The sequence below is a fragment of the Micromonospora sp. NPDC003816 genome, from assembly GCF_042874705.1.
Taxonomy (GTDB): Bacteria; Actinomycetota; Actinomycetes; order Mycobacteriales; family Micromonosporaceae; genus Micromonospora.
In genome coordinates this window covers 20,415-45,607 of record NZ_JBIANP010000009.1, presented here as the reverse complement: position 1 = coordinate 45,607, position 25,193 = coordinate 20,415, and the positions used below count along the sequence as shown (strand labels likewise).

At 72.6% G+C, this 25,193-nt stretch carries 23 protein-coding genes and 1 other RNA gene; 15 read left to right on the top strand and 9 right to left on the bottom strand.

Annotated features, from left to right (window positions below; genetic code table 11):
- Positions 1-86 precede the first annotated feature (86 nt).
- Both ACFYTT_RS24400 and ACFYTT_RS24395 read left to right on the top strand, forming a co-directional pair.
- Positions 87-3,470, top strand: a complete 3,384-nt coding sequence (locus ACFYTT_RS24400) for an SNF2-related protein (protein WP_387262557.1) — start codon at positions 87-89, stop codon at positions 3,468-3,470.
- Positions 3,467-4,468, top strand: coding sequence for a hypothetical protein (locus tag ACFYTT_RS24395; RefSeq protein ID WP_387262554.1), 1,002 nt, complete (start codon positions 3,467-3,469; stop codon positions 4,466-4,468). Before ACFYTT_RS24400 ends, ACFYTT_RS24395 begins: the two co-directional genes overlap by 4 nt.
- Positions 4,469-4,480: 12 nt before the next feature.
- Here the strand turns inward: ACFYTT_RS24395 and ACFYTT_RS24390 are convergent, their stop codons facing one another.
- Positions 4,481-4,738, bottom strand: coding sequence for a DUF3040 domain-containing protein (locus ACFYTT_RS24390; RefSeq protein WP_131056949.1), 258 nt, complete (start codon positions 4,736-4,738; stop codon positions 4,481-4,483).
- A 764-nt stretch (positions 4,739-5,502) separates the two neighbouring features.
- Here ACFYTT_RS24390 and ACFYTT_RS24385 point away from each other — a divergent pair.
- From ACFYTT_RS24385 to ACFYTT_RS24365, 5 genes are read left to right on the top strand one after another with little or no spacing between them, the layout of a single operon-like run.
- Positions 5,503-7,329 carry a DUF1800 domain-containing protein gene (locus ACFYTT_RS24385; RefSeq protein WP_254876952.1) on the top strand — a complete coding sequence of 609 codons (1,827 nt, stop codon included), beginning with the start codon at positions 5,503-5,505 and terminating at the stop codon, positions 7,327-7,329.
- Positions 7,330-7,336: 7 nt separating this feature from the next.
- Complete coding sequence (locus ACFYTT_RS24380; protein WP_387262550.1) at positions 7,337-8,716, top strand: DUF1501 domain-containing protein; 1,380 nt, start codon at positions 7,337-7,339, stop codon at positions 8,714-8,716.
- Entirely contained in the window at positions 8,713-10,125 is a 1,413-nt protein-coding gene (locus ACFYTT_RS24375) for a ferric reductase-like transmembrane domain-containing protein (protein WP_387262548.1), read from the top strand. Before ACFYTT_RS24380 ends, ACFYTT_RS24375 begins: the two co-directional genes overlap by 4 nt.
- Before the next feature lie 18 nt (positions 10,126-10,143).
- Positions 10,144-10,731: an FMN-binding protein gene (locus tag ACFYTT_RS24370; RefSeq protein ID WP_387262545.1), complete on the top strand. Its 588-nt coding sequence runs from the start codon at positions 10,144-10,146 to the stop codon at positions 10,729-10,731.
- A 50-nt stretch (positions 10,732-10,781) separates the two neighbouring features.
- A complete protein-coding gene (locus tag ACFYTT_RS24365) occupies positions 10,782-11,504 on the top strand; it encodes an FAD:protein FMN transferase (RefSeq protein ID WP_131054471.1) in 723 nt (240 codons plus the stop codon).
- A gap of 347 nt (positions 11,505-11,851) precedes the next feature.
- On the opposite strand, the gene ACFYTT_RS24360 is transcribed toward ACFYTT_RS24365, so the two are convergent.
- Positions 11,852-12,523 carry a bifunctional DNA primase/polymerase gene (locus ACFYTT_RS24360; RefSeq protein ID WP_131054467.1) on the bottom strand — a complete coding sequence of 224 codons (672 nt, stop codon included), beginning with the start codon at positions 12,521-12,523 and terminating at the stop codon, positions 11,852-11,854.
- Between the two features lie 251 nt (positions 12,524-12,774).
- Between ACFYTT_RS24360 and ACFYTT_RS24355 the strand changes: the two genes are divergently transcribed.
- The 5 genes from ACFYTT_RS24355 (at position 12,775) to ACFYTT_RS24335 (ending at position 17,579) form a co-directional block, all read left to right on the top strand.
- Positions 12,775-14,004, top strand: a complete 1,230-nt coding sequence (locus tag ACFYTT_RS24355) for a helix-turn-helix domain-containing protein (protein ID WP_131054466.1) — start codon at positions 12,775-12,777, stop codon at positions 14,002-14,004.
- 13 nt (positions 14,005-14,017) lie between these two features.
- Positions 14,018-14,590, top strand: coding sequence for a flavoprotein (locus ACFYTT_RS24350; RefSeq protein ID WP_131054465.1), 573 nt, complete (start codon positions 14,018-14,020; stop codon positions 14,588-14,590).
- A 158-nt stretch (positions 14,591-14,748) separates the two neighbouring features.
- Positions 14,749-15,636, top strand: a complete 888-nt coding sequence (locus ACFYTT_RS24345; RefSeq protein ID WP_387262541.1) for a Nif3-like dinuclear metal center hexameric protein — start codon at positions 14,749-14,751, stop codon at positions 15,634-15,636.
- Positions 15,633-16,370 carry a zinc ribbon domain-containing protein gene (locus tag ACFYTT_RS24340; protein WP_131057826.1) on the top strand — a complete coding sequence of 246 codons (738 nt, stop codon included), beginning with the start codon at positions 15,633-15,635 and terminating at the stop codon, positions 16,368-16,370. The genes ACFYTT_RS24345 and ACFYTT_RS24340 overlap by 4 nt, the downstream gene beginning before the upstream one ends.
- A gap of 3 nt (positions 16,371-16,373) precedes the next feature.
- The gene (locus ACFYTT_RS24335; RefSeq protein WP_357216330.1) at positions 16,374-17,579 is read left to right on the top strand and encodes a bifunctional RNase H/acid phosphatase; all 1,206 of its coding nucleotides are present in this window, start codon (positions 16,374-16,376) and stop codon (positions 17,577-17,579) included.
- Between the two features lie 165 nt (positions 17,580-17,744).
- Here ACFYTT_RS24335 and ACFYTT_RS24330 read toward each other — a convergent pair whose 3' ends face one another.
- Entirely contained in the window at positions 17,745-18,260 is a 516-nt protein-coding gene (locus tag ACFYTT_RS24330) for a DinB family protein (protein WP_387262538.1), read from the bottom strand.
- 95 nt (positions 18,261-18,355) lie between these two features.
- Between ACFYTT_RS24330 and rnpB the strand changes: the two genes are divergently transcribed.
- Positions 18,356-18,772: RNase P RNA component class A (rnpB, locus tag ACFYTT_RS24325), an RNA gene on the top strand.
- 124 nt (positions 18,773-18,896) lie between these two features.
- Here rnpB and ACFYTT_RS24320 read toward each other — a convergent pair.
- The 4 genes from ACFYTT_RS24320 to ACFYTT_RS24305 all read right to left on the bottom strand — a co-directional run bounded on the left by ACFYTT_RS24320 (position 18,897) and on the right by ACFYTT_RS24305 (position 21,986).
- On the bottom strand, positions 18,897-19,244 hold the full coding sequence (locus ACFYTT_RS24320) for a hypothetical protein (protein WP_387262535.1): 348 nt from the start codon (positions 19,242-19,244) through the stop codon (positions 18,897-18,899).
- A gap of 227 nt (positions 19,245-19,471) precedes the next feature.
- Positions 19,472-20,209 (bottom strand): GntR family transcriptional regulator, encoded by a 738-nt coding sequence (locus tag ACFYTT_RS24315; protein WP_387262533.1) that lies wholly within the window; start codon positions 20,207-20,209, stop codon positions 19,472-19,474.
- A gap of 944 nt (positions 20,210-21,153) precedes the next feature.
- Positions 21,154-21,618 (bottom strand): roadblock/LC7 domain-containing protein, encoded by a 465-nt coding sequence (locus tag ACFYTT_RS24310; protein ID WP_131052046.1) that lies wholly within the window; start codon positions 21,616-21,618, stop codon positions 21,154-21,156.
- A complete protein-coding gene (locus ACFYTT_RS24305; RefSeq protein WP_131052045.1) occupies positions 21,615-21,986 on the bottom strand; it encodes a hypothetical protein in 372 nt (123 codons plus the stop codon). Before ACFYTT_RS24305 ends, ACFYTT_RS24310 begins: the two co-directional genes overlap by 4 nt.
- Before the next feature lie 385 nt (positions 21,987-22,371).
- Between ACFYTT_RS24305 and ACFYTT_RS24300 the strand changes: the two genes are divergently transcribed.
- Entirely contained in the window at positions 22,372-23,238 is an 867-nt protein-coding gene (locus tag ACFYTT_RS24300; protein WP_176094960.1) for an AraC family transcriptional regulator, read from the top strand.
- Positions 23,239-23,242: 4 nt separating this feature from the next.
- Here ACFYTT_RS24300 and ACFYTT_RS24295 read toward each other — a convergent pair whose 3' ends face one another.
- On the bottom strand, positions 23,243-24,037 hold the full coding sequence (locus tag ACFYTT_RS24295) for a nucleotidyltransferase domain-containing protein (RefSeq protein WP_387262529.1): 795 nt from the start codon (positions 24,035-24,037) through the stop codon (positions 23,243-23,245).
- On the bottom strand, positions 24,030-24,539 hold the full coding sequence (locus tag ACFYTT_RS24290; RefSeq protein WP_357216388.1) for an NUDIX domain-containing protein: 510 nt from the start codon (positions 24,537-24,539) through the stop codon (positions 24,030-24,032). Before ACFYTT_RS24290 ends, ACFYTT_RS24295 begins: the two co-directional genes overlap by 8 nt.
- A 330-nt stretch (positions 24,540-24,869) precedes the next feature.
- Between ACFYTT_RS24290 and ACFYTT_RS24285 the strand changes: the two genes are divergently transcribed.
- On the top strand, positions 24,870-25,079 hold the full coding sequence (locus tag ACFYTT_RS24285) for a hypothetical protein (RefSeq protein WP_176094958.1): 210 nt from the start codon (positions 24,870-24,872) through the stop codon (positions 25,077-25,079).
- Positions 25,080-25,193 lie beyond the last annotated feature (114 nt).

Here is a 25,193-nt window from a genome sequence, read left to right as displayed (position 1 = left end):
TAAGCTGTCCCGGTTGTTAGCAGGGGGCCCTTGCTCTACCGGAGGCGTTAGCAGGGGACCCCTCCTTACTCGGCGAGGGGGCGTGCGTGCTGGTCGTGCACGGGGTGTGGCTGCCCGGTCGCGGCTTCGCCGTCTGGGCGGAGGACAGCACCCGAGAGCCGGAGGCGCCGCGCCGACCGGGGCGGGCACCCCGCGACCGGCCGCACCCGTTCGCCGCCGACCACGCCGCGTTGACCACCGTCCTGGGCGAGGCCGCCGAGCCGGCCGACCTCGGCACGGTGCTGTTGAGCCTGCCCACCCGGGGCGGCTCGCCGATGGACTCGCCGGAACTGGTCCGGACCACCGTCGTGGCACCGCCCCGGGGCCGGGTCGCCCTGGCCGGATGGCGGGTGCCGGTCCTCGCGTACGGCCCGGACGCCACGCTGGCGCTGCTGCGCGGCATCGACCGCGTGTCCGCCGTACCGGGTGCCGCCCTGCGACACCTGGCCGAGGTGGCCGCCTTCGCCGTCGACCTGGCCGGTCGGGGCCGGGTCCTGCCCGGCCTCGCCGCCCCGACGTCCGCCGCCCCGCAGGCCCTCCACCCGAACAGCCAGGCCCACCGGATGCCGCACCAGCACCGGCAAGCCCACCAGCCCGACCAGCCCTACCAGGCCCACCAGCCCCAGCAGACCCGACGACGGTCCACCGCCCGGACCGGGTCGACGGCGGTCGGTGGCGGGCGACCGGAGGACGGCGTACCCGCGCGTGCGGTGTGGCGTCCGCTGCTGACCGGTACCGACGCGGCCTGGGCGCGGTCGTTGGCGTTGGCGCTGCCACCGGTCGCCCGCGCGGTGGTCGAGGCGGACCTGCCGGCCCTTCCGGCGCCCGGCAGCGCCGTCCGTCGCCCCGCACGTCGGCCGGGCGGATCGGCGCGCACCACCCGGCGTGGAAGTGAAGAGGGGTCCCCTGCTCTACCGGAGGCGTTATCAGGGGGCCCTTCCTTACATCCGGCCTTACATCCGGGTGGGGTGGTGGGGGACGCGCTGGATGTGCTGACCGACGCGGCGGTGCGCGCGGCCCTGCCGGAGACCGCACTGGCCCGAGGCGTACGCCCCGGCGTGGCGGTGGCGTCCTGGCTCGGCGCGCTGACCGGGCCGCACCGCGAGTTCACGGCCGACGCGGCGGCGGTGGACGTCCTCCGCTCCGAGCTGGACGCCTGGCAGCGGGACGCGGCGGGCGGGGCGGTACGGGCGAGTTTCCGGCTGGTGGAGCCGTTCACCGAGGAGGTGTCCGGCCCGGTGACGGTGGTGCCGCTCGACCTGGACGCGGCGGTGGCGGATCCGGGCCGGTGGCGGGTGGAGTTCGGGTTGCGCGCGGCCGACGAGTCGGGTCTGCACGTCGACGCCGGTCAGGTGTGGCGCGGCGAGGGCGGCGCCGTCGCCGGGGCGCATCCGCAGGAGACGATGCTGGCCGAGCTAGGCCGGGCCAGCCGCCTCTGGCCGGAGCTGGACGCGGCGTTGCGGACCGCCACCCCGGAGGCGCTGGAACTGGACGCCGACGGGGCGCACCGGTTCCTGCGCGAGGGCGCGCCGATGCTGCACGCCGCCGGTTTCACGGTGCTGCTGCCGTCCTGGTGGCAGCGTCCGGCGTCGCGGCTGGGCGCCCGCCTGCGGGCCGGGTCGCGGGCCGCGCCCGGCACGGTCAGCGGCCCGACCGACCGGGTCGGGTTGGACGCCCTGGTGGACTACCGCTGGGAGGTGGCGCTCGGGGACCAGCCGCTGACCGAGGAGGAGCTGGCCCGGCTGGCCGAGGTGAAGACGCCGCTGGTGCGGTTGCGCGGCCAGTGGGTCGAGCTGGATCCGAAGCGGCTCGCCGCCGGTCTGCGCCTGTTGCGGTCCACCGGCGAACTGACCGTCGCCGACCTGCTGCGGCTGGGGCTCGCCGACGGTACGCAACCGGACGCCCTGCCGGTGCTGGAGGTGACCGCCGACGGGGCGTTGGGTGACCTGCTCGCCGGGTCAGTGGAGCGTCGGCTCACGCCACTGGACCCGCCGCCGTCGTTCCACGGCACGCTGCGGCCGTACCAGCGGCGGGGGTTGGCCTGGCTGGCGTTCCTCCAGTCGCTCGGGCTGGGCGGGGTGCTCGCCGACGACATGGGGCTGGGTAAGACGGTGCAGTTGCTGGCGCTGCTGGCCGGTGATCCGGCCGGGGCCGGGCCGACGCTGCTGGTCTGTCCGATGTCGCTGGTCGGCAACTGGCAGCGGGAGGCCGCCCGGTTCGCCCCGGAGCTGCGCGTCCACGTGCACCACGGCGCGCAGCGGGCCCGGGGCGACGACGTCGGTGCCGCCGCACAGGAGGCCGACCTGGTGCTCACCACGTACTCGGTGGCGGCGCGGGACGCGGTGGACCTGGCCGGGGTGGACTGGCACCGGGTGGTGCTGGACGAGGCGCAGGCGATCAAGAACGCCGCCACCCGGCAGGCCGAGGCGGTGCGGTTGCTGCCCGCCCGGCACCGGCTGGCGGTCACCGGTACGCCGGTGGAGAACCGGCTGGCCGACCTCTGGTCCATCATGCAGTTCGCCAATCCGGGGCTGCTCGGCCCGGCCGCGTCCTTCCGGAAGCGGTTCGCCGAGCCGATCGAGCGGCACGGCGACGCCGACACCGCCGAGCGGCTGCGCCGGATCACCGGCCCGTTCGTGTTGCGCCGACTCAAGACCGACGCCTCGATCATCTCGGACCTGCCGGAGAAGCTGGAGATGGAGGTCGTCTGCAACCTCACCGCCGAGCAGGCGGCGCTCTATCGGGTGGTGGTCGACGACATGCTGGCCCGGATCGAGTCCTCCGAGGGCATCGAGCGGCGGGGGCTGGTGCTGGCCACGATGACCCGGCTCAAGCAGGTCTGCAACCATCCGGCGCAGTTGCTGCGCGACGGTTCCCCGTTGGACGGACGCTCCGGCAAGCTGGCCCGGTTGACGGAGATCCTCGACGAGGTCCTGGCGGCGGGGGAGAAGGCGCTGCTGTTCACCCAGTACGCCGAGTTCGGCGGGATGCTGCGCGGCCACCTGGCGGCCCGGTTCGGCCGGGAGGTGCTGTTCCTGCACGGCGGGGTCGGCAAGGCCGACCGGGACGAGATGGTGGCCCGCTTCCAGTCCGACGACGGGCCCGCGCTGTTCGTGCTCTCCCTCAAGGCCGGTGGGACGGGACTGACGCTGACCGCCGCCAACCACGTGGTGCACGTCGACCGGTGGTGGAATCCGGCGGTGGAGGACCAGGCCACCGACCGGGCGTTCCGGATCGGGCAGCGCCGCCGGGTCCAGGTCCGCAAGTTCGTCTGCGCCGGCACGGTGGAGGAGAAGGTCGCCGCGCTGATCGCCGAGAAGCGCGGCCTGGCCGCGTCGGTCGTCGGCACCGGCGAGCAGTGGATCACCGAGCTCTCCACCAACCAGTTGCGGGAGCTGTTCGCGCTGGAGGCCGGGGCGGTGGCCGAGTGACCGAGGGCCGGTTCGCCGAGTACGGTCCGCCGCGCCGGGTCGACGGCGGACTGCGTGCCCGCAGCACCCGGGGTGCCATCGGGGTGTCCTGGTGGTCGCGGCGGTTCGTGGAGGTGCTGGAGTCGTTCGCGCTCGGCACCCGGCTGACCCGGGGCCGGGCGTACGCGCGCGCCGGCCAGGTGGTACGCCTCGACGTCCACCCCGGACGCGTGGACGCGGTGGTGCAGGGTTCACGACCCCGGCCGTACCAGGTCCGGGTCGCGTTGCCACCGTTCCCGGCCGACCTCTGGACCCGGATCGAGACGGAGTTGGCCGCCCAGGCGTTCTTCAGCGCCCGGCTGCTCGCCGGTGACCTGCCGGCCGAGTTGGAGGAACTGCTCGCCACGCTCGGCGCACCGCTGTTCCCCGCCACGGTGACCGACCTCGAGCAGCACTGCTCCTGCCCGGACGCGGCGGTGCCCTGCAAACACCTCGCGGCCACGTTCTATCTGCTGGCCGAGGCGTTCGACGCGGACCCGTTCGCCCTGCTGCACTGGCGGGGCCGCAGCCGGTCCGACCTGCTCGCCCGACTACGCGAGCTGCGCGGCACCCCGAACGGGCGGGAGCTGCGCAGTCCACCGAGCGGGCGCGAGCTGCGCGGCACCCCGAACGTCCACGTCGGTGATCCGCCCGTGGCGACCGGCGCCGCCCCACGAGCAGGCGACCCGACAGCACCCGGCCCGTCGTCGCCGGACGGTGCTGCCGACCGGTCGTCCGGCGGCGACGTGGCTCTTCCGGCGGCCGGTGCGGCACGTGTCCTCACCGACCTGCCGGCCCCGCCGCTCGCCGAGACGGTCGACCGTTTCTGGTTGCCACCGGTGCCGCTGCCGGACCGCCCACCGAGCCTGGCGAGCCGCCCCGACCTGCTGTTGCGGCAGCTCGGCGCACCCGCACCGGCGATCGGTGGACCGGGTCTGGCCGAGCGTCTGCGCCAGGCGTACCGGCAGCTCGGCGAGTGAGCGGACCGGTGGTCAGACCCAGCGGTGCCGGTACCGCCACATCAGGGCGGTGTTGACGACCAGCAGGACGGCGTACACCGCCCCGGCCAGCCGGCCGGCGAGTACGGTCGTGGCCGGCAGGGCCGCCCACAACACGATGGTCATCAACAGCAGCATCCGGCCGCGTCGCATCCGGGATCGGTTGTCGAGCCGGGCGAAGAACGCCGGATCGCTCTCCCGGAGATTGCGGGTGATCTGCTCGAAACGGCGCTGGTCCTCTTTGCTGAGCATGTGCCTTCCCCTCACGCGTTCAGCAACGGCGCGGCGGATTACCCCTGCGGCGACGGCTCACGCTCTCCTGCTGGTCCTACTTTGGCCGGTCGCCCGTCCGCACCGACCGGGAGCGCGGCCGGACAGCGCCGCCAGCGCGGCCGGAGAGCGCCAGCAGCAGGGCCGGACGGCGGCGGGAGCGCGACCGGACGCCTGAGCACTGCCTTACGCACGCCTTAAATCTGCCTGTGGGGTCGAACCGGTCCGCCGTCGACCGGGCGGGTGGGATTGTCACCTACGGTAGGCGGCTCGTGTCGTCCGTGCTGCTCGCGTGGTGTGTACCCGGGTGATCGGTGCGGTAGGCGACCTCCGCTCGCGTTGAGCGTTGCCTTAAGTCGCCCCGGGCGGGCGGGACGGCCCGTCTTGTCGGGTCAGATGCCGCTGACTACCTTGCCGGGGCAACCCCCTCCGGCAGCAGTCGTCGCACCTCACCACCCCCGCTCGGCCGTGAGCGCGACGCTGGGTAGAAACGGGAACGGTGTATGGCCGACCAGCATGTGCCACCCCGCCGCGACGAGCGCGGACAGGACCCCCGTCCGTACCCCCGATCCCGGCAGCCCCACCCGCACCCTCGACCACACCCACACCAGGCCACCCCGCACCCGCACCCGCCCAACCCACACCAGGCCACCCCGTACCCCCGACCTCAGCCGCACCCGGTCGAGCCCTACCCGCACGACGGCCGCCCGCAGTGGATCGGGCCGGACGGGCACGGGGTACCGCCGATGCCGGTGGGCGGACCGCCCGATCTGGACGGTGACGACGACGGCGGTCGCCGCGTCGGTCGCCGTCGGGCGCTGGCGGCGCTGGGCGGTACCGCCGCCGTGGTCGCCGGTGGCGCGGCCCTGGCGATGACGCCGCAGGTGCGTGGCCTCTTCGGCGGCGGCGCAGCGGTGGCCGGCGACGCCACCGGGACCACCACGACCGACGGTACGCCGGCACGTCCCAGCGGGCAGCGGCCGAGTACGGTCCGCACCTACACCGAGCAGAACGAGAGCTACATGGGCTCCCGCGCCGGTGAGGTGCTCAAGAAGAACGCCCCCAAGGGTGGTCGGGTCCACTCCGGCCCGGCGCAGGCCGCGGCGGAGACCAAGGTGACCGTCAAGACGGTGCTCAGCAAGGACCCGGCGGTGCACCTGGCCCGCCGGCTGACCTTCGGACCGACCGCCGCCGTGCTCGCCGAGATAAAGCAGCGCGGCATCGACGGCTGGGTGCGCTGGCAGTTGGAGCCGGAGAAGATCGCCCCGACCCGGGCGGAACTCAAGCTCGCCGAACTGCCCACCCTGAACCTCTCCGTCAAGGAACTGCGCGAGCAGCGGGACCAGCTCAACGAGCGGGGCGCCCAACCGGAGCGGGAGATGGTGGACGCCACCGTCGCCCGGCAGATCTGGTCGGACCGCCAGCTCTTCGAGGTGATGGTCGACTTCTGGAACGACTTCCTGCACGTCGCGGCCGAGTTCGACGGCGGCGAGGTGTACCGCAACTCGTTCGACCGGGACGTGGTCCGCAAGCACGCGCTGGGCAGCTACCCGCAGATGCTGCTGGCCGCCAACCGGCACCCGGCCCTGCTGCTCTATCTCAACCAGGTGGACTCCCGGGCGGACGCGGTCAACGAGAACCTGGCCCGGGAGAACCTGGAGCTGTACTCGGTCGGTGTCGACGGCGGCTACACCGAGGCCGACGTCCGCCAGGCCGCGCTGCTCCAGACCGGCCGGGGCGTCCAGGACGGCGCGTACGTCTTCCGTCCCGACCGCCACTACGTCGGCAAGGTCAAGATCCTCGGTTTCCGGCACGCCAACGACTCGGCGGACCCGAAGCGGGCCGAGGCGGCGATCGACGCGTACCTCACCCACATCGCGTTGCACCCGTCCACCGCGAAGTACGTGGCACAGAACCTGGCCGTCCGGTTCGTCTCGGACACCCCGCCGAAGTCCCTGGTGGACCGGCTGGCCAAGACGTACAGCGCGAACAAGGGCCAGATCAAGCCGGTGCTGATGACGCTCTTCAGCTCCTCGGAGTTCTGGGCGGCGGTGGGGCAGAAGGTGCGCCGCCCACTGGAGTACCTGGTCGCCACCTACCGCACCCTCGGCGTCTCCCCGGACGCGGCACCGCGCCACGACAACGGCGACAACCGCCGCACCCCGTACGCGCGAGGTCTGCGGCAGATCTCCGACAAGCTGCGCGAGCTGGGCCACCACCCGATGGGTCAGCCCACCCCGGACGGCTACCCGGACGTCTACGTGGCCTGGACGTCGGCGGGCACGATGGTCAACGGCTGGAACGAGGCGAACGAACTGCTCGCCGCCAACCGCACCGTGTTCACCTACACCCGGCCGGAGAAGCTGGTGACCGACCCGCCCGCCACCGCCGGGGCGTACGTGGACGCGCTGGCCCGACGGCTGGTCCGGCAGAAGCTGTCCGACCGGGAACGGGCGCTGATCCTCGACGTGGCCGGGGTCTCCGCCGGCACGAGGGTCGACGCGAACTTCGACGGGGCGATCACCGCCGTCGCGCGGGCGATCCTCGCCTCCCCCCAGCACCACCTCCGCTGAGGCCCCGATGGAGGAGCCCGTGTACTCGTACCCCCTGCACCCGGAATGCCCCGACGTGCGGCGACTCGCCGACAACCCGGCCGAGGCCCTGCTGCGGGCCGAGGCCGACGTGGTGGCCGCCGAGAACGCCGCCGAGGCGGACCGCTACCGGCGGCTGGAGGAGTTGGAGGAGGCCCAGCAGGACGGGCGCGGGGTGACCCGGCGGACCTTCGTCGCCGGTGCCGCCGCCACCGCCACCGCCCTGGCCACCGCCCAGTTCGTCACCACCTCGGCGTCCTTCGCGGCCACCAAGACCGGCACGCTGGTGCACGTCTTCCTCTACGGCGGCCTGGACGGGCTCAGCCTGGTCGCGCCGAACGACGATCCGGTGCTCGACCGGGCCCGCCCGGACCTGCTGCTGCCCGACGACTCGTTGGCGCTCGGCCGGGGTTTCAAGCTGACCAGCGCGTTCCGGCCGCTGGAGCCGTGGTTGCGCGCCGGGAAGCTCGGTTTCGTCCCGGGCGTCTCCGACGAGCGCCTGTCCCGCAGCCACTTCCAGGCCGCCGACGCCTGCAACCTCGGCGGACTGCCCGGTGAGACCGGCGGCCGGGGCTGGCTGGACAGCCTGGTCGACGCGCTCGGCAAGGGCACCGCGTTCCGCAGCGTCGGTGTCGGCAGCACGCTGCCCCGGTCGCTGGTCGGCAACAACGGCGCCATCTCGCTCAACAGTGTCGGCTCGTTGCGCCTCGCCGGTGACGAGCGATACCGGGAGGCCACCGAGAAGGCGATCCGGGGCCTGTTCACCGGCATCAACCACCCGGTCGAGGAGGCGGTGCGCTCCGGGCTGGGCGCGCTGTCCACCGCGCGCCGGCTCTCCGCCGAGCCCTACCGGCCGGCCGAGGGGGTGGAGTACCGGGGCGTCGGCTTCGCCTTCCAGCAGCTCGCGCAGCTCATCAAGGGTGGCGCGAACGTCCGGGTGGCCACCGTCGGCATGGGCGGGTACGACACCCACGAGAACCAGGGCACCGGCGAGGGCGGGCAGCTCTATCGGCGGCTCAACGAACTGGCCGCCGCGCTGGCCGCGTTCTTCACCGACCTCGGTGCCGCCGCCGACGACGTGACCGTCATGGTGTCCAGCGAGTTCGGGCGGCGGGTCGCCTCCAACAGCGGCGGCACCGACCACGGCCACGGCGGCGTGGTGACCATCCTGTCCGGCCGCACACTCGCCGGTCCGCTGCTCGGCACCTGGAACGGATTGAACGCCCTCGACTCCGGAGACGTCCCCGAGTACAACAACATGTTCAACGTCTACGGCTCGGTGGCCCAGGGCCGGTTCGGGCTCACCAACGCGGAGGTGGACAAGATCTTCCCCCGGATGAAGTACGCCCCGATGAAGCTGTACGCGTGACCCACCACGCGTACGCCGACCGTCGGTCCGGGTCGCGGACCCACGCCGACGGTCGTCCGCCCGCGCCTGCTCCGCTGCCCGTGGCGGCCCGGCGCGGGCCCGCCGGCCGGCGGTTGCTGACCGGGTTGTTCCTGGTCGGCCTGGTCGCCAGCGTGCTGCCCTGGTGGCTCGACACCCCGGCCGGCTCGCTCACCGACGCCACCGCGACGACCACCGCCGCCGGCCAGATCACCGGCCTGCTCGCCGGTTACCTGCTGCTGGTGCAGGTACTGATGATGAGCCGGTTGCCGGTGCTGGAACGGGTGGTCGGCGGCGAGCGGATCGCGGCGTGGCACCGGGACCTCGGGGTCACCCTGCTGGTCGCGGTGCTCGCGCACACCGCCTTCATCCTGGTCGGCTACGGCGGCCTGACCGGCCGGTCGCCGTGGGACCAGGCCGGGGTGATGCTGCGCGAATACCAGGACATGGTCTCCGCGTTCGCCGCCGCCGGTCTGCTGGTGCTGGTCGGGTTGACCAGCGTCCGGGCGGTACGCCGGGCGTTGCCCTACGAGCTGTGGCACGCCACCCACCTGGCCGGGTACGCGGTCCTGCTGCTCGGCTTCGCGCACCAGTTCAGCAACGGCACCCAGTTGTTCCGTCCCGGCCCGGTCCGCACCGGCTGGATCGTCTGCTACGGACTGGTGGTCGCCGCCCTGGTGTGGGGGCGGCTGGTCGGGCCGCTGACGGTCAACCTGCGGCACCGGCTGCGGGTCGCCGACGTGGTGGCGGAGAGCCCGGACACCGTCTCGATCTATCTGACCGGCGTGCGGCTGGACCGGCTGGCCCTGCTCGGCGGCCAGTTCTTCCGTTGGCGTTTCCTGACCCGGGGCTGCTGGTGGCAGTCGCACCCGTTCTCGGTCTCCGCCGCCGCCAACGGCCGCTGGCTGCGGCTCACCGTCAAGGTGGTCGGCGCGTACACCCGGGACCTGCGCGACCTCGAACCCGGCGTACGGGTCTGGGCGGTGGGACCGTCGGGCACCTTCACCGCCGCGCACCGGGTCCGCGACCGCGCGCTGCTGATCGCCGGTGGCAGCGGCATCACCCCGCTGCGGGCGATGCTGGAGGAGTTGCCGCCCGGCGCGGCGCTGATCTACCGGGCCCGTACCCCGGCCGACGTGCTGCTGCACCGGGAGCTGGACTGGCTGGCGCAGGCCCGGGGCGTACGGATCTGGTATGTCGTCGGCTCCCGGAACGACCCCGGCCCACGCCAGGTGATGTCGCCGGACGGGTTGCGCCGGCTCGTGCCGGACGTGGCCCGACGCGACGTCTACCTCTGCGGCCCGCCGGGCCTGGTCGAGCAGAGCCGACGGCTGCTGCGCCGGATCGGCGTGCCCCGCCGGCAGATCCACGTCGGCACCTTCGAGCTCTAGCAGAGGAGTACCGCCCCGATGCGTCGCGCGCTGTTCGCGATCACCGGCCTGGCCGCCAGCACCACCGCGATGGTGGTGCTCAAGGCCGCCCCGGGCACCGGTCAGGTCGCCCAGGAGCCACCCCCCGGCACGGCACCGACGACGGACGGGCCGACGCCGCCGGTGGACGCCGAGGAGTCGCCGTCGGCGAGCCGCGAACCCCGCGCCACCCGGTCACCGAAACCCGCGCGCAGCACCGAGGCCCCGGCGCGCCGCACGGACTCGTCCGAGGCACCCCGGACCCCCTCGGCCCCCCGCACCACCACCGCCGCGCCCCGGCCCGCCACCCGGACCGTCACCGGCCCGGTGGTCGGCAACGAGTACGGCAACGTGCAGGTGCGCATCACCCTCACCGGCAGCCGCATCACCGACGCGGTCGCGCTGGAACTGCCGGAGCGGACCGCCCAGTCCGAGCAGCGCAGCGACCTCGTCGACAGCCGGTACAGCGGCGTCGCGGGGCTGGTCGTCGCGCGGCAGAGCGCCGACCTGGACACCGTCTCCGGGGCGACCGCGACGAGCCAGTCCTACCGGCAGTCCCTGCAGGCCGCGATCGACCGGGCCCGCTGATGGCGGCCGGCACCGCGACCCGCCCCGGCCTGCGCCGGGTCGAACACGTCATGGGTACGCCGATCAGCCTGGACATCGCCGACGACCTGCCCGCCGCCGAGCTGACCCACCTCGCCGACGAGGTGTTCGGCTGGCTGCGCGAGGTGGACGCGCGATTCAGCACGTACCTCCCGGACAGCGAGGTGTGCCGCTTCGACCGGGGTGAGCTGCTGCTCTCCGAGGCGTCGGCGGACCTGCGCCGGGTGCTGGAACGCTGCGCCGACCTGTGGGGCGACACCGACGGGTTCTTCGACGCGTACGCCACCGGCGGGCTCGACCCGTCCGGGTACGTCAAGGGCTGGGCCGCCCAGGTGGCCTCGGACCGGCTGCTCGCCGCCGGTGCCGTCAACCACTGCGTGAACGCCGGTGGGGACGTGCGGGTACGCGGCCACTCGTCGACCGGACGACCGTGGCGGATCGGGGTGCGGCATCCGTGGGACCCGTCGGCGGTCTGCCTGGTGCTGACCGGCACCGACCTGGCGGTGGCCACCTCGGGGGTCTACGAGCGCGGCCACCACGTGCGTGACCCCCGGCGGGGCGCACCGGCGAAGGGCCTGCGGTCGGTGACCGTGGTCGGACACGACCTGGGGCTGGCCGACGCGTACTCGACTGCCGCCCTGGCCATGGGCGTGACCGGCATCGGCTGGGTGGACCGGCTGCCGGGGCACCGGCACGCGGTGGTCACCGAGGACGCCCGCTGCCTGCGCTCCACCGACCTGCCGCTGGCCGACTGACCGGTGCGGCAGACGATCAGGGCCAGCGGGCCGGCCGGTGCAGGATCGCCGGTCGGGAGCCGAGCGGCCGGGGCCGTCCGGGGCGTGAACCCGGTGGTCGGGTGGCCGCCCAGCGTCGTCCGGGCCGGTGCCGGCGAGGCGGTTCGGCCCCGCCCTGGTGCTGCTCCGTGTGGTCGGTGGACATCGGATCCCCGCTCCCGGCGCGGGCGCGCCGTCGTGGTGCTCAACGAGCACCGCCCGTCGGGCGTCGCTGTCGGGTACCGCACGGACTCCCCGGCCCGGCTCAGCGACCGCGTCGGAGCCGCAAGCGGTCGGCTCTGCGACCGCCGCGGAGCCGCAGCGGTGGCTCAGCGACCGCGTCGGGGCAGCGGCAGGTGGCCGGGGACCAGCGCGGGGGTCAGTGTGACGCCGCTGGCCCGCAACTCGGCGACCAGGGTGTTCTGCACCAGGTACGAGTCGGGGAGCTGCCAGCGGGCCTGCTCCGGCGCGACCGCCCAGCGCACCGGCCCCTCGGGCAGCCGGGTGGGCGGTGCCGGCACCCACGAGCCGGGACCGTGCCGCACCACGTGGAAGCAGTGCTCCAGCTCGGGGCGGAGCGGGTCACCGGGGCGGACCAGGAACATCCAGCGACCGGTCGGGGTGACCAGCACCGGTCCGCGTACGCCGGGGCCGACCGGGTGCGACCGGATCGCGTCGAGCATCCGTCGGCCCAGGTGGGCGGCGACCTCCAGCACGTCGAACGCGCGGCCGGTGGGCAGCAGGATGCCGTGCGGGCGGGACCGCCACCAGGTGGCCACCCGGGCCGGGTCGGCGCTGGCCGCGTGCTCCCAGTCCTCCAGCGCGGGGTGGCAGCCGACCGTCGGGCACCCGGCCCGGCCGCAGACGAAGCGGCTGCGCGCGAGGCAGGCGCCGGGGGTCACCTCCCAGCCGTGCAGCGCGTACCGCACCGCGACGCGGCGCAGCCGCACCCGCTCCAACGGCGACAGACGTGCCACGCTCGGTGCGACATTCCCCCACATTGGTGCCATCTCCCCTCGCCGGAACCGACCGGCACCAGCACATACGTCGAACAGCGTCACTGCCGTGGCCTGCGATCGTTTCTTTGACAAAGTGGCCTATGCAACTTGCACGAAAGTACGAGGATCGGCCGTACGGCTGACGCACAAGCAGTGCGACCAGCGGAAACCTGACGTACGGACGGATGGCCGCACCTGCGGATCAGCCCCCGGCTCCTGGCCAGGGCTCCAGCAGCAAGGGGAGGACCGGGGACATGGACGAACTGCCCATCGGGCGGCGGGTGGCCTACTGGCGCGGGCGACGCAAGATGTCGCAACAGGTCTTCGCCGACCGACTGGGTAAGTCCAAGAGCTGGGTCGACAAGATCGAGCGCGGCGTACGGCGGCTGGACAAGTTCTCGGTGCTCTACGAGATCGCCGACATCCTCCAGATCGACGTGCAGCTGCTGCTCGGCAAGGACCCGGAGCGGCGCACCGACACCATGAACTGCATCGACCAGGTCGAGGTCGAGGAGATCCGGGCCGCCCTGGAGCGGTACGACTCGATCAGCGCCTACTTCGACGCGAAGCCGGAACCGCCGCCACTGGTCGACATGGGCAAGGCCGTCACCCACGCCTGGCTCACCTACCAGTACGGCCGGTACGGCATGCTGACCCGGGCCCTGCCGAAGCTGCTGCGCGACGCCCAGGCGGCCGACGCCGCGTACGGCGGTGAACAGGCCCGACGCGCCGCGAACCTGCTCGGGCAGGTCTACCAGATCGCCTCCTCGGTGCTGCGCAAGCTGGGGGAGTGCGACCTGTCCTGGCTGGCCGCCGACCGCTCCATCGCGGTCGCCCAGCGCGCCGACGACCAACTGCTCGCCGGGATCGCCACCACCCGGGTCTGCAACGCCCTGCTCGCCATGGGACGCCCCCGCTCCGCGCTGGAACTGAACGTCCGCATCGCCGACCGGATCGCACCGGGCGGCGGCAACGACAGCAGAGCCGACCGACTCTCGGTCTACGGGATGCTGCTGTTGCAGGGCGCGATGGCCGCCGCGCGTACCGGCGACACCTCCACCGTCGCGGACCTGCTCGACGGTGCCCGCGACGCCGCCCGCGAACTCGGCAGTGACCAGAACCACTACTGGACGTCGTTCGGGCCGACCAACGTCGAACTGCACCGCGCGGCGGCCGCCGTCGAACTGGGCGACGGCGGGCGGGCCGTGGAGATCCACCGCACCCGGATCGTCAACCTGCCGTTCGACGCCATGCTGCCCGAACGTCGCGCCCACCACCTGCTCGACCAGGCCCGCGCCTACTCCCAGATCGGCGACATGGCCAACGCCGGGGAGATGCTGCTGCGCGGCGACCGGCTGGCGCCGTCGGAGATCCGCTGCCGCCCGATCGCCCACGAGGTCATGTCCGAGGTCCTGCGTCGCACACGGGGTGCGCCGCCTTCTCCGATCGCGGAGTTGGCTGAGCACATGGGAGTAGGAGTATGAACTCGGAGCCGGCATGACCGGTTCGCACCGCCACGACGGGCACCAAGAGGTGCTCTACATCATCGCCTGCGGTTCGCCGTTGGCCCGAGACGTGGGCCGGCTCGTCGAGCTGGCCCAACAGGACGGCTGGGACGTCTGCGTGATCACCACGCCGGACGGCGCCAAGTTCGTCGACCGCACCGCGCTGGCCCGCACCACCGGCCACCCGGTGCGTACGCACTACAAGAACCCGGGGGACCCGGACGTCCTGCCGTCGGCCGACGCCATCATCGTCTGCCCGGCCACCGTCAACACGGTGAACAAATGGGTGGCCGGCATCGCCGACACCCTCGCCCTCGGGTTGCTGGTGGAGGCGCAGGGACGGGGCGTACCGCTGGTCGCCGTGCCGTACACCAACGCGGCGATGGCCGCCCATCCGGCCTTCCAGACCGGGATCGCCCGACTGGCGGAGTGGGGGGTGACCGTGCTCTTCGGCGACGACGTCTTCCCCCTGCACCCGCCCGGGACCGGAGAACGCCACCAGCACGCCTTCCCCTGGGCCCTGCCGCTGACCGCCCTGCGCGACCAGCTCTGCCGGACCGGGTGACGTGAAAGGAAGGGCACCTTATTAACGCCTCCGGTAGTACAGGGGTCCCCTGCAATCACCCCGACACCGGATGCCGCAATCCGCAGCCCGGGCCGTGGCCACCGCCACGGCCCGGGTGACGTCCCGGAGTGGCACCGACGCCGGTAAGCTGGCGCGCCGTGAGCACAACCGCAGCCGTGCCGACCGTCGCCGACGTCGTGGCCGAGCTGGAGCGGCGCTATCCGCCCACCTGGGCCGAGGAGTGGGACAAGGTCGGGCTGGTGCTCGGCGAGCCCGGTGCCCCGGTCCGCCGGATCCTCTGCGTCGTCGACGTGGTCCCCGAGACCGTCGCCGAGGCGCTCGCCGCCCACGCCGACATGATCATCGCGCACCACCCGCTGCTGCTGCGGGGCGTCTCGTCGGTGGCGCCGACGACGTACAAGGGTCGCATCATCCACCAACTGATCAAGGCCGACGTCGCGCTCTACGTCGCCCACACCAACGCCGACGTCGCCGTACCCGGGGTCTCCGACGCCCTCGCCGCCCGGCTCGGCCTGACCGACCTGCGTCCGCTGAAACCGTCCCGGCCGGGCACGCCCGCCGCCGGTGAGGGCCGGGGCGCCGGGCGCGTCGGCGAGCTGCCGCAGCCACTGACCCTGGCCGAGCTGGCCCGGCACGCCGCCGCCGTGCTGCCCACCACCGCCATCGGCGTACGCGCCGCGGGCGATCCGGACCGCATGGTGCGTACGCTGGCAGTCTGCGGCGGTGCGGGGGACAGTTTCCTGGCCGACGCGACCGCCGCCGGGGTGGACGCGTACCTCACCGCAGACCTGCGTCACCACCCGACCGGCGAACACCTCGCCACCGGTGGACCGGCGCTGCTCGACGCCACCCACTGGGCCACCGAACGGCCCTGGCTCGACGATGTGGCCACCGGGTTGCGCGCCACGCTGCCGGGCGTCGAGACCCTGGTGTCCGACCTGGACACCGACCCGTGGACCGTGCACGCCGCCTCACCCGCCGCCCCGGAGCGATCCGCAGCGGACGACAAGGAGCCCCGACCGTGAAGGCTGACCCCCAGGTCCAGCGCCGCCTGCTCGACCTCCAGGCGATCGACACCGCTCTCGCCAAGCTCGCCCACCGCCGCCGGGCGCTGCCCGAGCGCGCCGAACTGGAGGCTCTCGCCCGCGAGCTGTCGTCGCTGGAGGACGAGCGGGTCCGCGCCCAGGTGGCCGTGGACGACCTGGACCGGGACATCGCCCGGCTGGAGAAGGACGTCGACCAGGTACGCGCCCGCAAGAAGAAGGACGAGGACCGCCTCGCCGCCGGTGGCGGTCCGGCCCGTGAGCTGGAGGCGCTCCAGCACGAGCTGGTCTCGTTGAACCGCCGGCAGAGCGACCTGGAGGACGCCGAGCTGGAGTTGATGGAGCAGCGGGAGACCGCCCAGTCGACGCTCGACGGGGTGGAGCAGCGGCTGACCGAGGTGCGCGAGCGGCGGGCCGCCACCGAGCAGCGCCGCGACGAGGCCCTGGCCGAGATCGGCCGCGAGGAGGAGTTCAAGCGCTCCGCCCGGCAGCCGCTCGCCGGTGACCTCCCCGGCGACCTGGTGCAGCTCTACGACAAGATCCGTGCCGACACCGGCCTGGGCGCCGCGCTGCTGACCGCCGGCCGCTGCGGCGGGTGCCGCCTGGACCTCTCCGGTGCCGACCTGGCCCGGATCCGCAAGACCGATCCCGACGAGGTGGTCCGCTGCGAGGACTGTCGCCGGATCATGGTCCGCACCAACGAGTCCGGGCTGTAGCCGGTGGCACCGCGTACCGTGCTGGTCGAGGCCGACGGGGGCTCCCGGGGCAACCCCGGCCCGGCCGGCTACGGCGCGGTCGTCCGTGACCAGGCGACCGGCGAGGTGCTGGCCGAACGCAGCGAGTCGATCGGCACCGCCACCAACAACGTCGCCGAGTACCAGGGCATGATCGCCGGCCTGACCGCCGCCGCCGAACTGGGCGCCAGCGAGGTCGAGATCCGGATGGACTCCAAGCTGGTCGTCGAGCAGATGTCCGGCCGCTGGCAGATCAAGCACCCCGGGCTGCGTCCGCTCGCCGCCCAGGCCGCCCAGATCGTCAGCCGATTCGACGCGGTCCGCTTCACCTGGATCCCCCGGGACCGCAACACGCACGCCGACCGGCTGGCCAACGCCGCGATGGACGCCGCCGCCACGTCGGGCACCGCCACACCGGTCGTCACGCCACCGCGTACCGTCGAGTCACCGCGCCGCCTCGGCGGCCCGGAACCGGCCGGCGGCGGCGCGACCCAGGTCGCCGCCCGCGCCGACGAGTCGCCCGGCACCGACCCGAGCAGCGCCCCGGTCTCCTGGGAGCCGCGCCCCAGCTTCACCGCCACCCGGCTGATCCTGGTCCGGCACGGCGAGACCGAGTACACCGAACAGGGCCGCTACTCCGGACGCGGCGACATCCCGCTCTCCGCGAAGGGCAAGGACCAGGTGCGGGCCACCGCCGCCCGGGTCGCCGCGCTCGCCCCCGACACCGCCGCCGTGGTCAGCTCACCGCTGTCCCGGTGTACGGCGACCGCCGAGGCCATCGCCGCCGCCGTCGGCGACATCCCGGTACGCCGCGACGACGAGCTGATCGAGTGCGACTTCGGTGCCTGGGAGGGCCGGACCTTCGCCGAGGTCCGCGAACAGTGGGGCGGCGAACTCGACGCCTGGCTCGCCTCGCCCCGGATCGCCCCACCCGACGGCGAGTCCTTCGACGAGGTCGCCCGACGCTGCACGCGGGTGGTGGAGCGGCTGCTCGCCGCGTACCCCGGTCAGACCGTGGTGGTGGTCTCGCACGTCTCGCCGATCAAGCTGATGCTGCGCGACGCGCTCGCCGCCACCGACGCCTTCCTGCACCGCCTCTTCCTCGACGCCGCCGGCATCTCCATCCTCGACCGCTGGCCCGACGGCGGCATAGCCGTCCGCTCCGTCAACGAAACCCCCTACCTGCCCTGACCAGCCGGGTTCGGCCCGCGCCGGTCGGTCCGCGCCGGTCGGCCTGCGCCGGTCGGCCCGCGCGGTCGGCCCGCGGCGTTGATCAAGAGCTTTGGGTGACCGTTCGCCGGTGAATCACCACCCAAACCTCTTGATCAACCCCAGGGGGTACGGGTGGTGAGGGTGCTATTCGCCGAGGGTGCCGTTGGCTAGTTCGGAGACGATGTCCAGGTGGCCCAGGTGGCGGGCGTACTCCTGGACGAGGTGGAACAGCACCCGCTCCAGGGAGGCCGGGTCTGCGCCGTTCCAGCGGGGGCCGGGGGCGCCGACGGCGTCCAGCTCGGCGCTCTGCACCACTGTGCGGGTGTGTGCGCCCTGCGCGCGCAGCTCGTCTGCCAGCTCCGCCACACTCAGCTCCGGGGGTACGTGCCAGCGACCGTCGCGCCAGTCGCCCCACGGCTCCGGCACCGGCTGCCCCTGGAAGCCCCACTCGATCCAGCGCAACTCGACGAAGCGCAGGTGCCGCAGCAACTCCAGCGGAGTCCAGCCCGACGGCAACCGGCTCGCCCGCGCCTCCGCCTCGGGCAGCGCCGACACCTTGGCCAGCACGCTCTCCCGGAAATAGTCGAGATAGCGCAGGAACACCTCGGCCCGCCCCTCGGCCGGGACCGTAGGCTCGGGAAACGGCGGCAGCGTCGTCATCGGCCCATTATGCGTACCCCCGAAACGACCCGGCCTGCGGTCCTGCCGGCGCAATAGGCGGCGACCCGGTGTCGTTAGGATGAGCGTGCGACGGACGAGTCGACCGGGCGGTCGCGTCGGCGGGCTGCGGCCCGTCGCCGAGGAACGTCCGGACTCCACAGGGCAGGGTGGTTGTTAACGGCAACCCGGGGCGACCCGCGGGACAGTGCCACAGAAAACAGACCGCCGACCCCCAGCGGGGACGGTAAGGGTGAAACGGTGGGGTAAGAGCCCACCAGCACCCCGGGTGACCGGGGTGGCTCGGTAAACCCCACCCGGAGCAAGGCCAAGTAGGGCCGTCACCGCAAGATGACGACCCGCGCAGACGCTTGAGGGCGGCCCGCCCGATGTCTGCGGGTAGGCCGCACGAGCCTGTCGGCGACGGCAGGCCGAGATGGATGGCCGCCGCCGGTGCGAACCCCGCAAGGGGTACGCGCCGCGCACAGAATCCGGCGTACAGGTCGACTCGTCCGTCTCCCACCAGCTCAGAGCCCCGATCAGGGCTCTGAGCTGGTTCATGGGCTGGTCTCATTCGACGTGGCGAGTGGCTTCAATGCGATGCAGGACAGGACGTCCGCTAACCGCTGGCCCTCCTGATCACTGCGACCGGAACTCGTGGATGACCTCGATCGCACCGACGATGTGCTTGTTGAACTCGTCCAGTTCCTCGGCGGGTACCCACAACTCCAAGATGGTGTCGCCGCCGACTTGGCGCACGGGGTAGCGGCTCAGGAACTCCGTCTCGACCTGGAAGCGGGTCACGTAACCCGTGCCGGAGGCGGGCACGTTCCAGTCCCGGGCGATCTTGATCGCGTAGTCCTCGTTCAACACCGGGTAGAAGATCGGCTGATCGGGCAGGCGCGGCGGCCACTGCCGCCACCCCGAGGCGCGGACAAGCTCCAGCTCCTGTGGCCCGGTCGGGCGCCACAACACCGTCGTACCCACGCCACTGCTCAACTCGACCCCGCTATTCCCGTCGATCGTGAGCCCGGACAGTACCGAGCTGCCCGCGACCGACACCACCGCATTCACCGCTGGCCACGGTGAGCCGATGTTGACCCAAGCGCTGCTCGATCGCCTCGAACTTCGGACGGCGGCTCGCGCTGGCTGTCGGCGAGCAATCTCGTTCGTGGCGGTAGGTGCCGGTGGATTCCGCGGCATCCAGCAGCGACCTAACCCAAATCGATTCGATAGTCCAGGCTGACCCTGTCGGCGGGGATCGTGATGTCGGCGACTTCAAGGACGCGGTCCCCGGCATAGGTCTGCCGCGTGAGGACGACCACCGGCACGCCGCCGGGAATCCGCAGGGTGTCGACCTCGTCGGGTACGGGCATCCTCGCCCGGACCTGCTCCCGCACCGACGTGATCGTGTGGCCCAGGCTGTGAAGTTGCGCGGTGTTGCCGCCGGGCCACGGCTCGTTGGCGGGGTCGGCCACAGGGGTGCCGGTCACCATCTCCAGCAGCAGGTATGAGGTCGACATCTGCTGTGGCGTGCCGTGTGTCCGGAAGACGAAGCGGCGTTCGAGCAGCATCGTGCCCGGCTCGACGCCGAAGAGGTCGGCGATCGTCTCGCTCGCGGGCGTCTCGTGGAAGGCCTTGTCCAAGGTGTACGCCGACCACGGGATCTGCTGGTCCGTCGTGAACGACGTACCAAGTTCGCCGGAGCGGACCTGGTCGAGTTCCTTACGGTAGCGGTCGGAGCCGAGACGCCGTACGGGCAAGGTGGTCCGCGCGTACGTCCCGCGTCCCATCTCGGTGACCACCAAGCCCTCGGCGCGCAGCAGGGCGAGCGCCTCCCGGACCGTTCCGCGCGCCACGGAGAACTCGGTCATCAAGGTCGATTCGCTGGGCAGTAGCGCCCCAGGCGGGATCGCGCCGGACATGATCCGGCGGCGCAGTTCTTCCGCCATCAACCGGTACCGGGGTGGCTCTGGGTGCGGGGTAGGCACGTCCGTCACCGTACCGCCGATCTTCCGGAGTCTCTTCTGCGCCGCACCCCCGGCGAGCCTGTCTAGACAGGTTGACTGGACGGGCTTAGGGTTGCAACGCAACCGGCACGGAGAGTGACCTAGGGGTAGGTGTGTCTGTGTCGGTTGCCCCTACGACTTCCGGAGGCAACCCGTGACGCGGTCGAAGTGGTTCCAGAGGCCGGACGAGCCCATCGACGTCGTCTGGCAGGTGATCTCGGTCGACCAAGTGCGCGTCCGAGCTGGACTGGCGCGCAGCGGGTCGACGAACCAGCGTCCCTACCACCGTCCGAGTTCTGACGAGAGGCCGGACGGCTCTGCCCATGACCCGGCCTGAGGTCCCGTTCCGTGTCGAACTCGCGTGGTCGGTCATCGACGCCCACCACAAGGGCGTCTGTACGCGCTGTCAACCGCATACCGCCTGCCCGAGGCTCGAAGACGCCGCAGCGACCGTCAACGCCTGGCGTACCTCGGTCGGGAGAACTGCTCTACCTCACCCGGGAGGCCAGTCCGCAGTTCCACAGGCCGATCCATTTCCGACTGATCAGGGTTCTCGAGTGGACGACGTTCGACGGCTGGATCTGGCTTGAGGGATACCAGATCGGCAACCGTGGTCAGGCCACCGAGCGGCGGTCGGTGTTCGTCCTCGTCGCCGGTCTCAGAAGGGCTTCCGGCTTGCCTGGGCGGCAGTCAGCGAGACGTCCCGCGCGACGGGTGACTAGGGTGGTGGGCTCACCGCCATCGTGTGGCGAGGAATCACGCGCGGCGCGTGGCGCACACGATGGCGGTGAGCCCGGCTCGTGGCAGAGCGGTCATCCCTGCGCGAGCAACAGAACGGTCAGACCGCGCGACCAACAGAGTGATCAGACCTGCGTGAGCAGCAGCGGTCAGACCTGCGTGAGCAGCGCGGCGAGGCGTTCCGCGACGGGTGGGGCGTGCAGGTGGAGGCGGGCCACGTTGATCGCGTCGGCGCCGACCACGGAGAGCAGGGCCTGCGGGCCGACGGCGTACACGGAGAAGTAGCCGGCCTGGTTGCGGACGGTGGACTGCCGGAACTCGCCCTGGCCGAGTCGGAGGCTGACCTGCCGGCCGAGGCCGAAGGTCGCCGCCGCCATCGCGGCCAGGTCGTCGGGGTCCAGCGGTGGTGGTACGTCGTGGGTGATGCGCAGTCCGTCCACGCCGCCGAGGACGCTTCCCTGCACGCCGGGGATCTGTAGGCGCAGCTCGGCGAGTTCGGTGCCGATGGCCGGGTACGGCAGACGCGGGTTGCCGGCCAGGGACGGCGGGAAGGCAGGCGGCGGTGGGGCGGCCGGGCGTTGCGCGGTGCGGCGGGGTAGGAAGGTCTCGCTCACAGTTCGAGGCGCTCCTCGATGCTGCGCAGCTGGTGGCGGGCGAGAGCCAGGTTGGAGCGGGTCTTGCTGAGCATCAGGTAGAGGAACAGGCCCTTGCCGTTGGCGCCGGCCAGCGGCCGGATGATGTGGTACTGACCGCCGAGGGTGATCAGCATGTCCTCGATCTCGTCGTTGAGCTTGAGCATCTCGATGGTCCGCATCTTGGCGCGTACCACGTCGGTGTTGCCGGCGGCGGCGACCGTCAGGTCGATCTCCGGTGTGCCGCCCGCGACGCCGAGTGTCATCCCGCTGGTGTAGTCGACGAGCGCGACGCCGATCGCGCCGTCGATCGTCATGGCGTCCTTGAGGGCGGTGTCGAGGTTGGCCACGGTGCCTCCAGGTTCGACTGGCGTCCGGGTTCGCGCCAGCTCGTGGTCTTCCCGGGGGCCGGGCCCCGGGTGAGCAAATCTCGGACGAGGGTGGCACACGTGACCTGCGGTGTGCACCCGGGGGCAGCGCGATCGAACTGAGTGGGCCACGCTCGGTGACCGGCGGGCCGGTCGAGTTCGTCGCTGCGGCTGATGTCTCGGTGCCGATGTCGTCTGCTACTCAGTCCGCAACCTGGGCATCGTCGGTCGGTCGACGTCGTTTCGGAGCGGCGTCGGGTACCCGGGGACGCGCATGGAGTACCACCGACGGCACCGGGCACAGCCTGTCGGGTGCCCGGTGCCGTCGCGTCCATAGTGTGGGTGGCGCAGGGGAAGGAGACACCAGGTGCTGGAGCGACTCAACCAGGCCATGGAGCACATCGAGCGGCACCTGGACCGGCCGGTCGACGCCGGTGAGCTGGCGCGGATCGCGGTCACGTCGGAGCACCACTTCCGGCGGCTGTTCTCCGCGCTGGCCGGCGTTCCGCTCTCCGAGTACGTGCGGCGTCGCCGGCTCACGGTGGCCGGCGCGGAGGTGGTCGCGGGGGAGCGCACGCTGCTCGACATTGCGGTCCGCTGGGGGTACGGCTCGGCCGAGGCGTTCGCCCGCGCGTTCAAGGCGGTGCACGGGGTCGGACCCGGTGAGGCCCGGCGTACCGGCGCGGTGTTGCGGGCCCAGCCCCGGATGTCCTTCCGGCTGACCGTCGAGGGAAGCAGCAGCATGCGGTACCGCATCGTGCAGAAGGAGTCCTTCCGGCTGGTCGGCCGCAAGGCCCGGGTGCCGCTGGTGCACGGGGGCATGAACCCGGCCATCGTGGCGTTCGTCAGGAGCATCGAAGCGGCGACCCGGGACCGGATCGAGGCGCTGTCCGACCAGGAGCCGGCGGGCGTCGTCAACGTCGGTGCCGGCCTCGCCGACAGTCGCGCCGAGGGCACCGAACTCGACTACTGGTTCTGCGTGGCCACCGGCGCCGACGTGCCCGAGGACCTGGACGCCATGCCGGTGTCGGCGGGGACGTGGGCGGTCTTCGAGATCTCCGGGGCCTTTCCGGAGGCGGTGCAGCACCTGTGGCGGGACGTGTTCACGCAGTGGTTCCCGTCCAACCCGTACCGCTCCCGGCCCGGTCCGGAGATCTCGCGTACCCGGATCTCGGCCGACGGCGCTCACGCCGACGCGGAGCTGTGGATCCCGGTGGAGCCGGTTGCGGCCTGAGCGCTCAGGACGGCGTACCGGTGAGGTCGGCCAACACCCGGCGCTGGAAGGCGCGGGCCTGCGGGCCGGACGGGGGTGGGCCGCCGTCGCGGGCGGCGACCGACCGCACCACCAGGTCGGTGGTCGCGGCGTCGACGAGCGGTCCGGCCTCGTCCAGCAGGCGCCGGCCGGCGGCCACCTTGGGCAGCCACACCCCGTGGTGCAGGCGTACCCAGGACCGGCACGCGCCGAGCACGGCGTCCTCCGCTCCGGGTGCGGGCACGTCGCCGGCCGGCAGCGGCAGCGCCAGCCACCACCGCAGCGCCTCGACCACGAGCCGCCGCAGGTCGTCGGGGGAGAGGTCGGCGACGACGTCGGCGGCGGGCGGGCCGAGGAGGGCCCGCCCGCTCTGGTGCAGGATGCTGCGGTCCAGGCCGTACCAGAACAGGCCGTCGGCGGGCGGCCGGTCCGCCGGGCCGTACGACACCCGGAAGGCCATCCCCGCGCCGGTGTTCAGCTCCACCTCGAACCCCGGCTCGGGCGTGCCCGACCGGGCCACCTCCCACCGGTACACCACCAGTTCCAGCCCGCGCGCCGGGCAGGGCAGCGTCTCGTGTCGCAGCCGTGCCACCAGCTCACCGGCCGTCGTGCGGTCCAGCGGGCCGCCGCAGACCAGTGCCACGTCCACGTCACTGCGCCCCGGCTGGTACGCGTCCAACCCCACCGAGCCCGCCGCGTACGCCCCGCGCAGGTCGTCGCCGAGCACCTCGCGCGCGGCGGCGACCAGCTCGGTCAGGTAGCGCAGCAGCGCGTCAGGCATGCTCGAGTTCGCCCGGCGCGCCCCAGCGCATCCCGGCGGGCAGGAAGTACGCCGACACCTCGGTGCCCAGCGCGTGCCGGATCACCATCCGGGCGTGCTCGTCGAGGTCGGGCAGCCGCCCCGGGGCGAACCACCGCACGTCCGGCGACTCCTCGTTGTCGACCCGCAGGTCGCCGCCGAGCAGACGGCAGCGGAAGCCGAGGTTGAGGTACTCGCAGCGGTCCCCGTTCGGGTACGTGCGCGGATGCGTCACCGCGCTGCTCAGCCGCAGCGGCTCGACCTCCAGACCGGTCTCCTCCAGCACCGCGCGGACCACCGTGCTGGCCGGCTGCTCCTCCGGCTCGACGAAACCACTCACCACCGACCATCGCCCGTCGTAGGCGAGTCGGGAGAGCAACAGCTCGCCCGCGTCGTTCCGGACCACCGCGCTGACGCTGGGTAGCCAAATCAGCTCGTGTCCGACGTGTTCACGCATCCTCAGGATGTATTCCGGTACGCCCATCCGGCGACCTTAGCCGGGTGCCGATCGGCGCTCGCATCCGGTCAGGACGATCCGGCCGGTGGCCCGATTTCCCTGGCAGGCTTGGATTTAGCGAGCCTCGGACGCGCTCGGTGCGCGCGCCGTCGCGGCGTGCCGACATTGTGCCGTCGGCGTCGACATCCGCCGTCGCAGCGACACCCTGTCGTGCACGGAGAGTGTTCGCACTACCTCGACATTTTGTGTTTTTCGCCGTTTTCGCATGTAAAGCCACAAGCAGGTCTACTGTGGAAAAGCCTGGTGACTTGCAGTGTTCCGGTGGCGGGCCGTCGTGTCCCGATGCACAGTGATCCCATGAACGACAGCGGACATGGGCGCTACTACTGGTGTACGCGACACCACCGGGTCGAGCACGAAGCCGACGTGTGCCCTGCCCGGCACGTCCTCGGCCCGTACGCCTCGGCCACCGACGCGGAGAACGCCCTGCAGAAGGTGCGGGAGCGCAACGAAGCGTGGGAAGCCGAGGACGCCCGTAGGGCCGAGGAGGACGGGGAGGAGAAGTAGCCGACGCGGGACGACCTCGCGTCGCGACACCACGTGCGCCGCGAGGGCGGCGGCACGTCCCCAAGGAGGAACCGAGATGGCCGAAGCACAACAGGCCACCCGACCGGCCGCGAC

What these genes read in the sequence shown, in the direction of transcription:
- ACFYTT_RS24390 (WP_131056949.1), bottom strand. Translation starts at nt 4,738, where the DNA reads ATGCTCAGCAAAGAGGACCAGCGCCGTTTCGAGCAGATCACCCGCAAT.
- ACFYTT_RS24385 (WP_254876952.1), top strand. Translation starts at nt 5,503, where the DNA reads ATGCCGGTGGGCGGACCGCCCGATCTGGACGGTGACGACGACGGCGGT.
- ACFYTT_RS24380 (WP_387262550.1), top strand. Translation starts at nt 7,337, where the DNA reads ATGGAGGAGCCCGTGTACTCGTACCCCCTGCACCCGGAATGCCCCGAC.
- ACFYTT_RS24370 (WP_387262545.1), top strand. Translation starts at nt 10,144, where the DNA reads ATGCGTCGCGCGCTGTTCGCGATCACCGGCCTGGCCGCCAGCACCACC.
- ACFYTT_RS24365 (WP_131054471.1), top strand. Translation starts at nt 10,782, where the DNA reads ATGGGTACGCCGATCAGCCTGGACATCGCCGACGACCTGCCCGCCGCC.
- ACFYTT_RS24360 (WP_131054467.1), bottom strand. Translation starts at nt 12,523, where the DNA reads ATGTGGGGGAATGTCGCACCGAGCGTGGCACGTCTGTCGCCGTTGGAG.
- ACFYTT_RS24355 (WP_131054466.1), top strand. Translation starts at nt 12,775, where the DNA reads ATGGACGAACTGCCCATCGGGCGGCGGGTGGCCTACTGGCGCGGGCGA.
- ACFYTT_RS24350 (WP_131054465.1), top strand. Translation starts at nt 14,018, where the DNA reads ATGACCGGTTCGCACCGCCACGACGGGCACCAAGAGGTGCTCTACATC.
- ACFYTT_RS24330 (WP_387262538.1), bottom strand. Translation starts at nt 18,260, where the DNA reads ATGACGACGCTGCCGCCGTTTCCCGAGCCTACGGTCCCGGCCGAGGGG.
- ACFYTT_RS24315 (WP_387262533.1), bottom strand. Translation starts at nt 20,209, where the DNA reads ATGGCGGAAGAACTGCGCCGCCGGATCATGTCCGGCGCGATCCCGCCT.
- ACFYTT_RS24295 (WP_387262529.1), bottom strand. Translation starts at nt 24,037, where the DNA reads ATGCCTGACGCGCTGCTGCGCTACCTGACCGAGCTGGTCGCCGCCGCG.
- ACFYTT_RS24290 (WP_357216388.1), bottom strand. Translation starts at nt 24,539, where the DNA reads ATGGGCGTACCGGAATACATCCTGAGGATGCGTGAACACGTCGGACAC.
- ACFYTT_RS24285 (WP_176094958.1), top strand. Translation starts at nt 24,870, where the DNA reads ATGAACGACAGCGGACATGGGCGCTACTACTGGTGTACGCGACACCAC.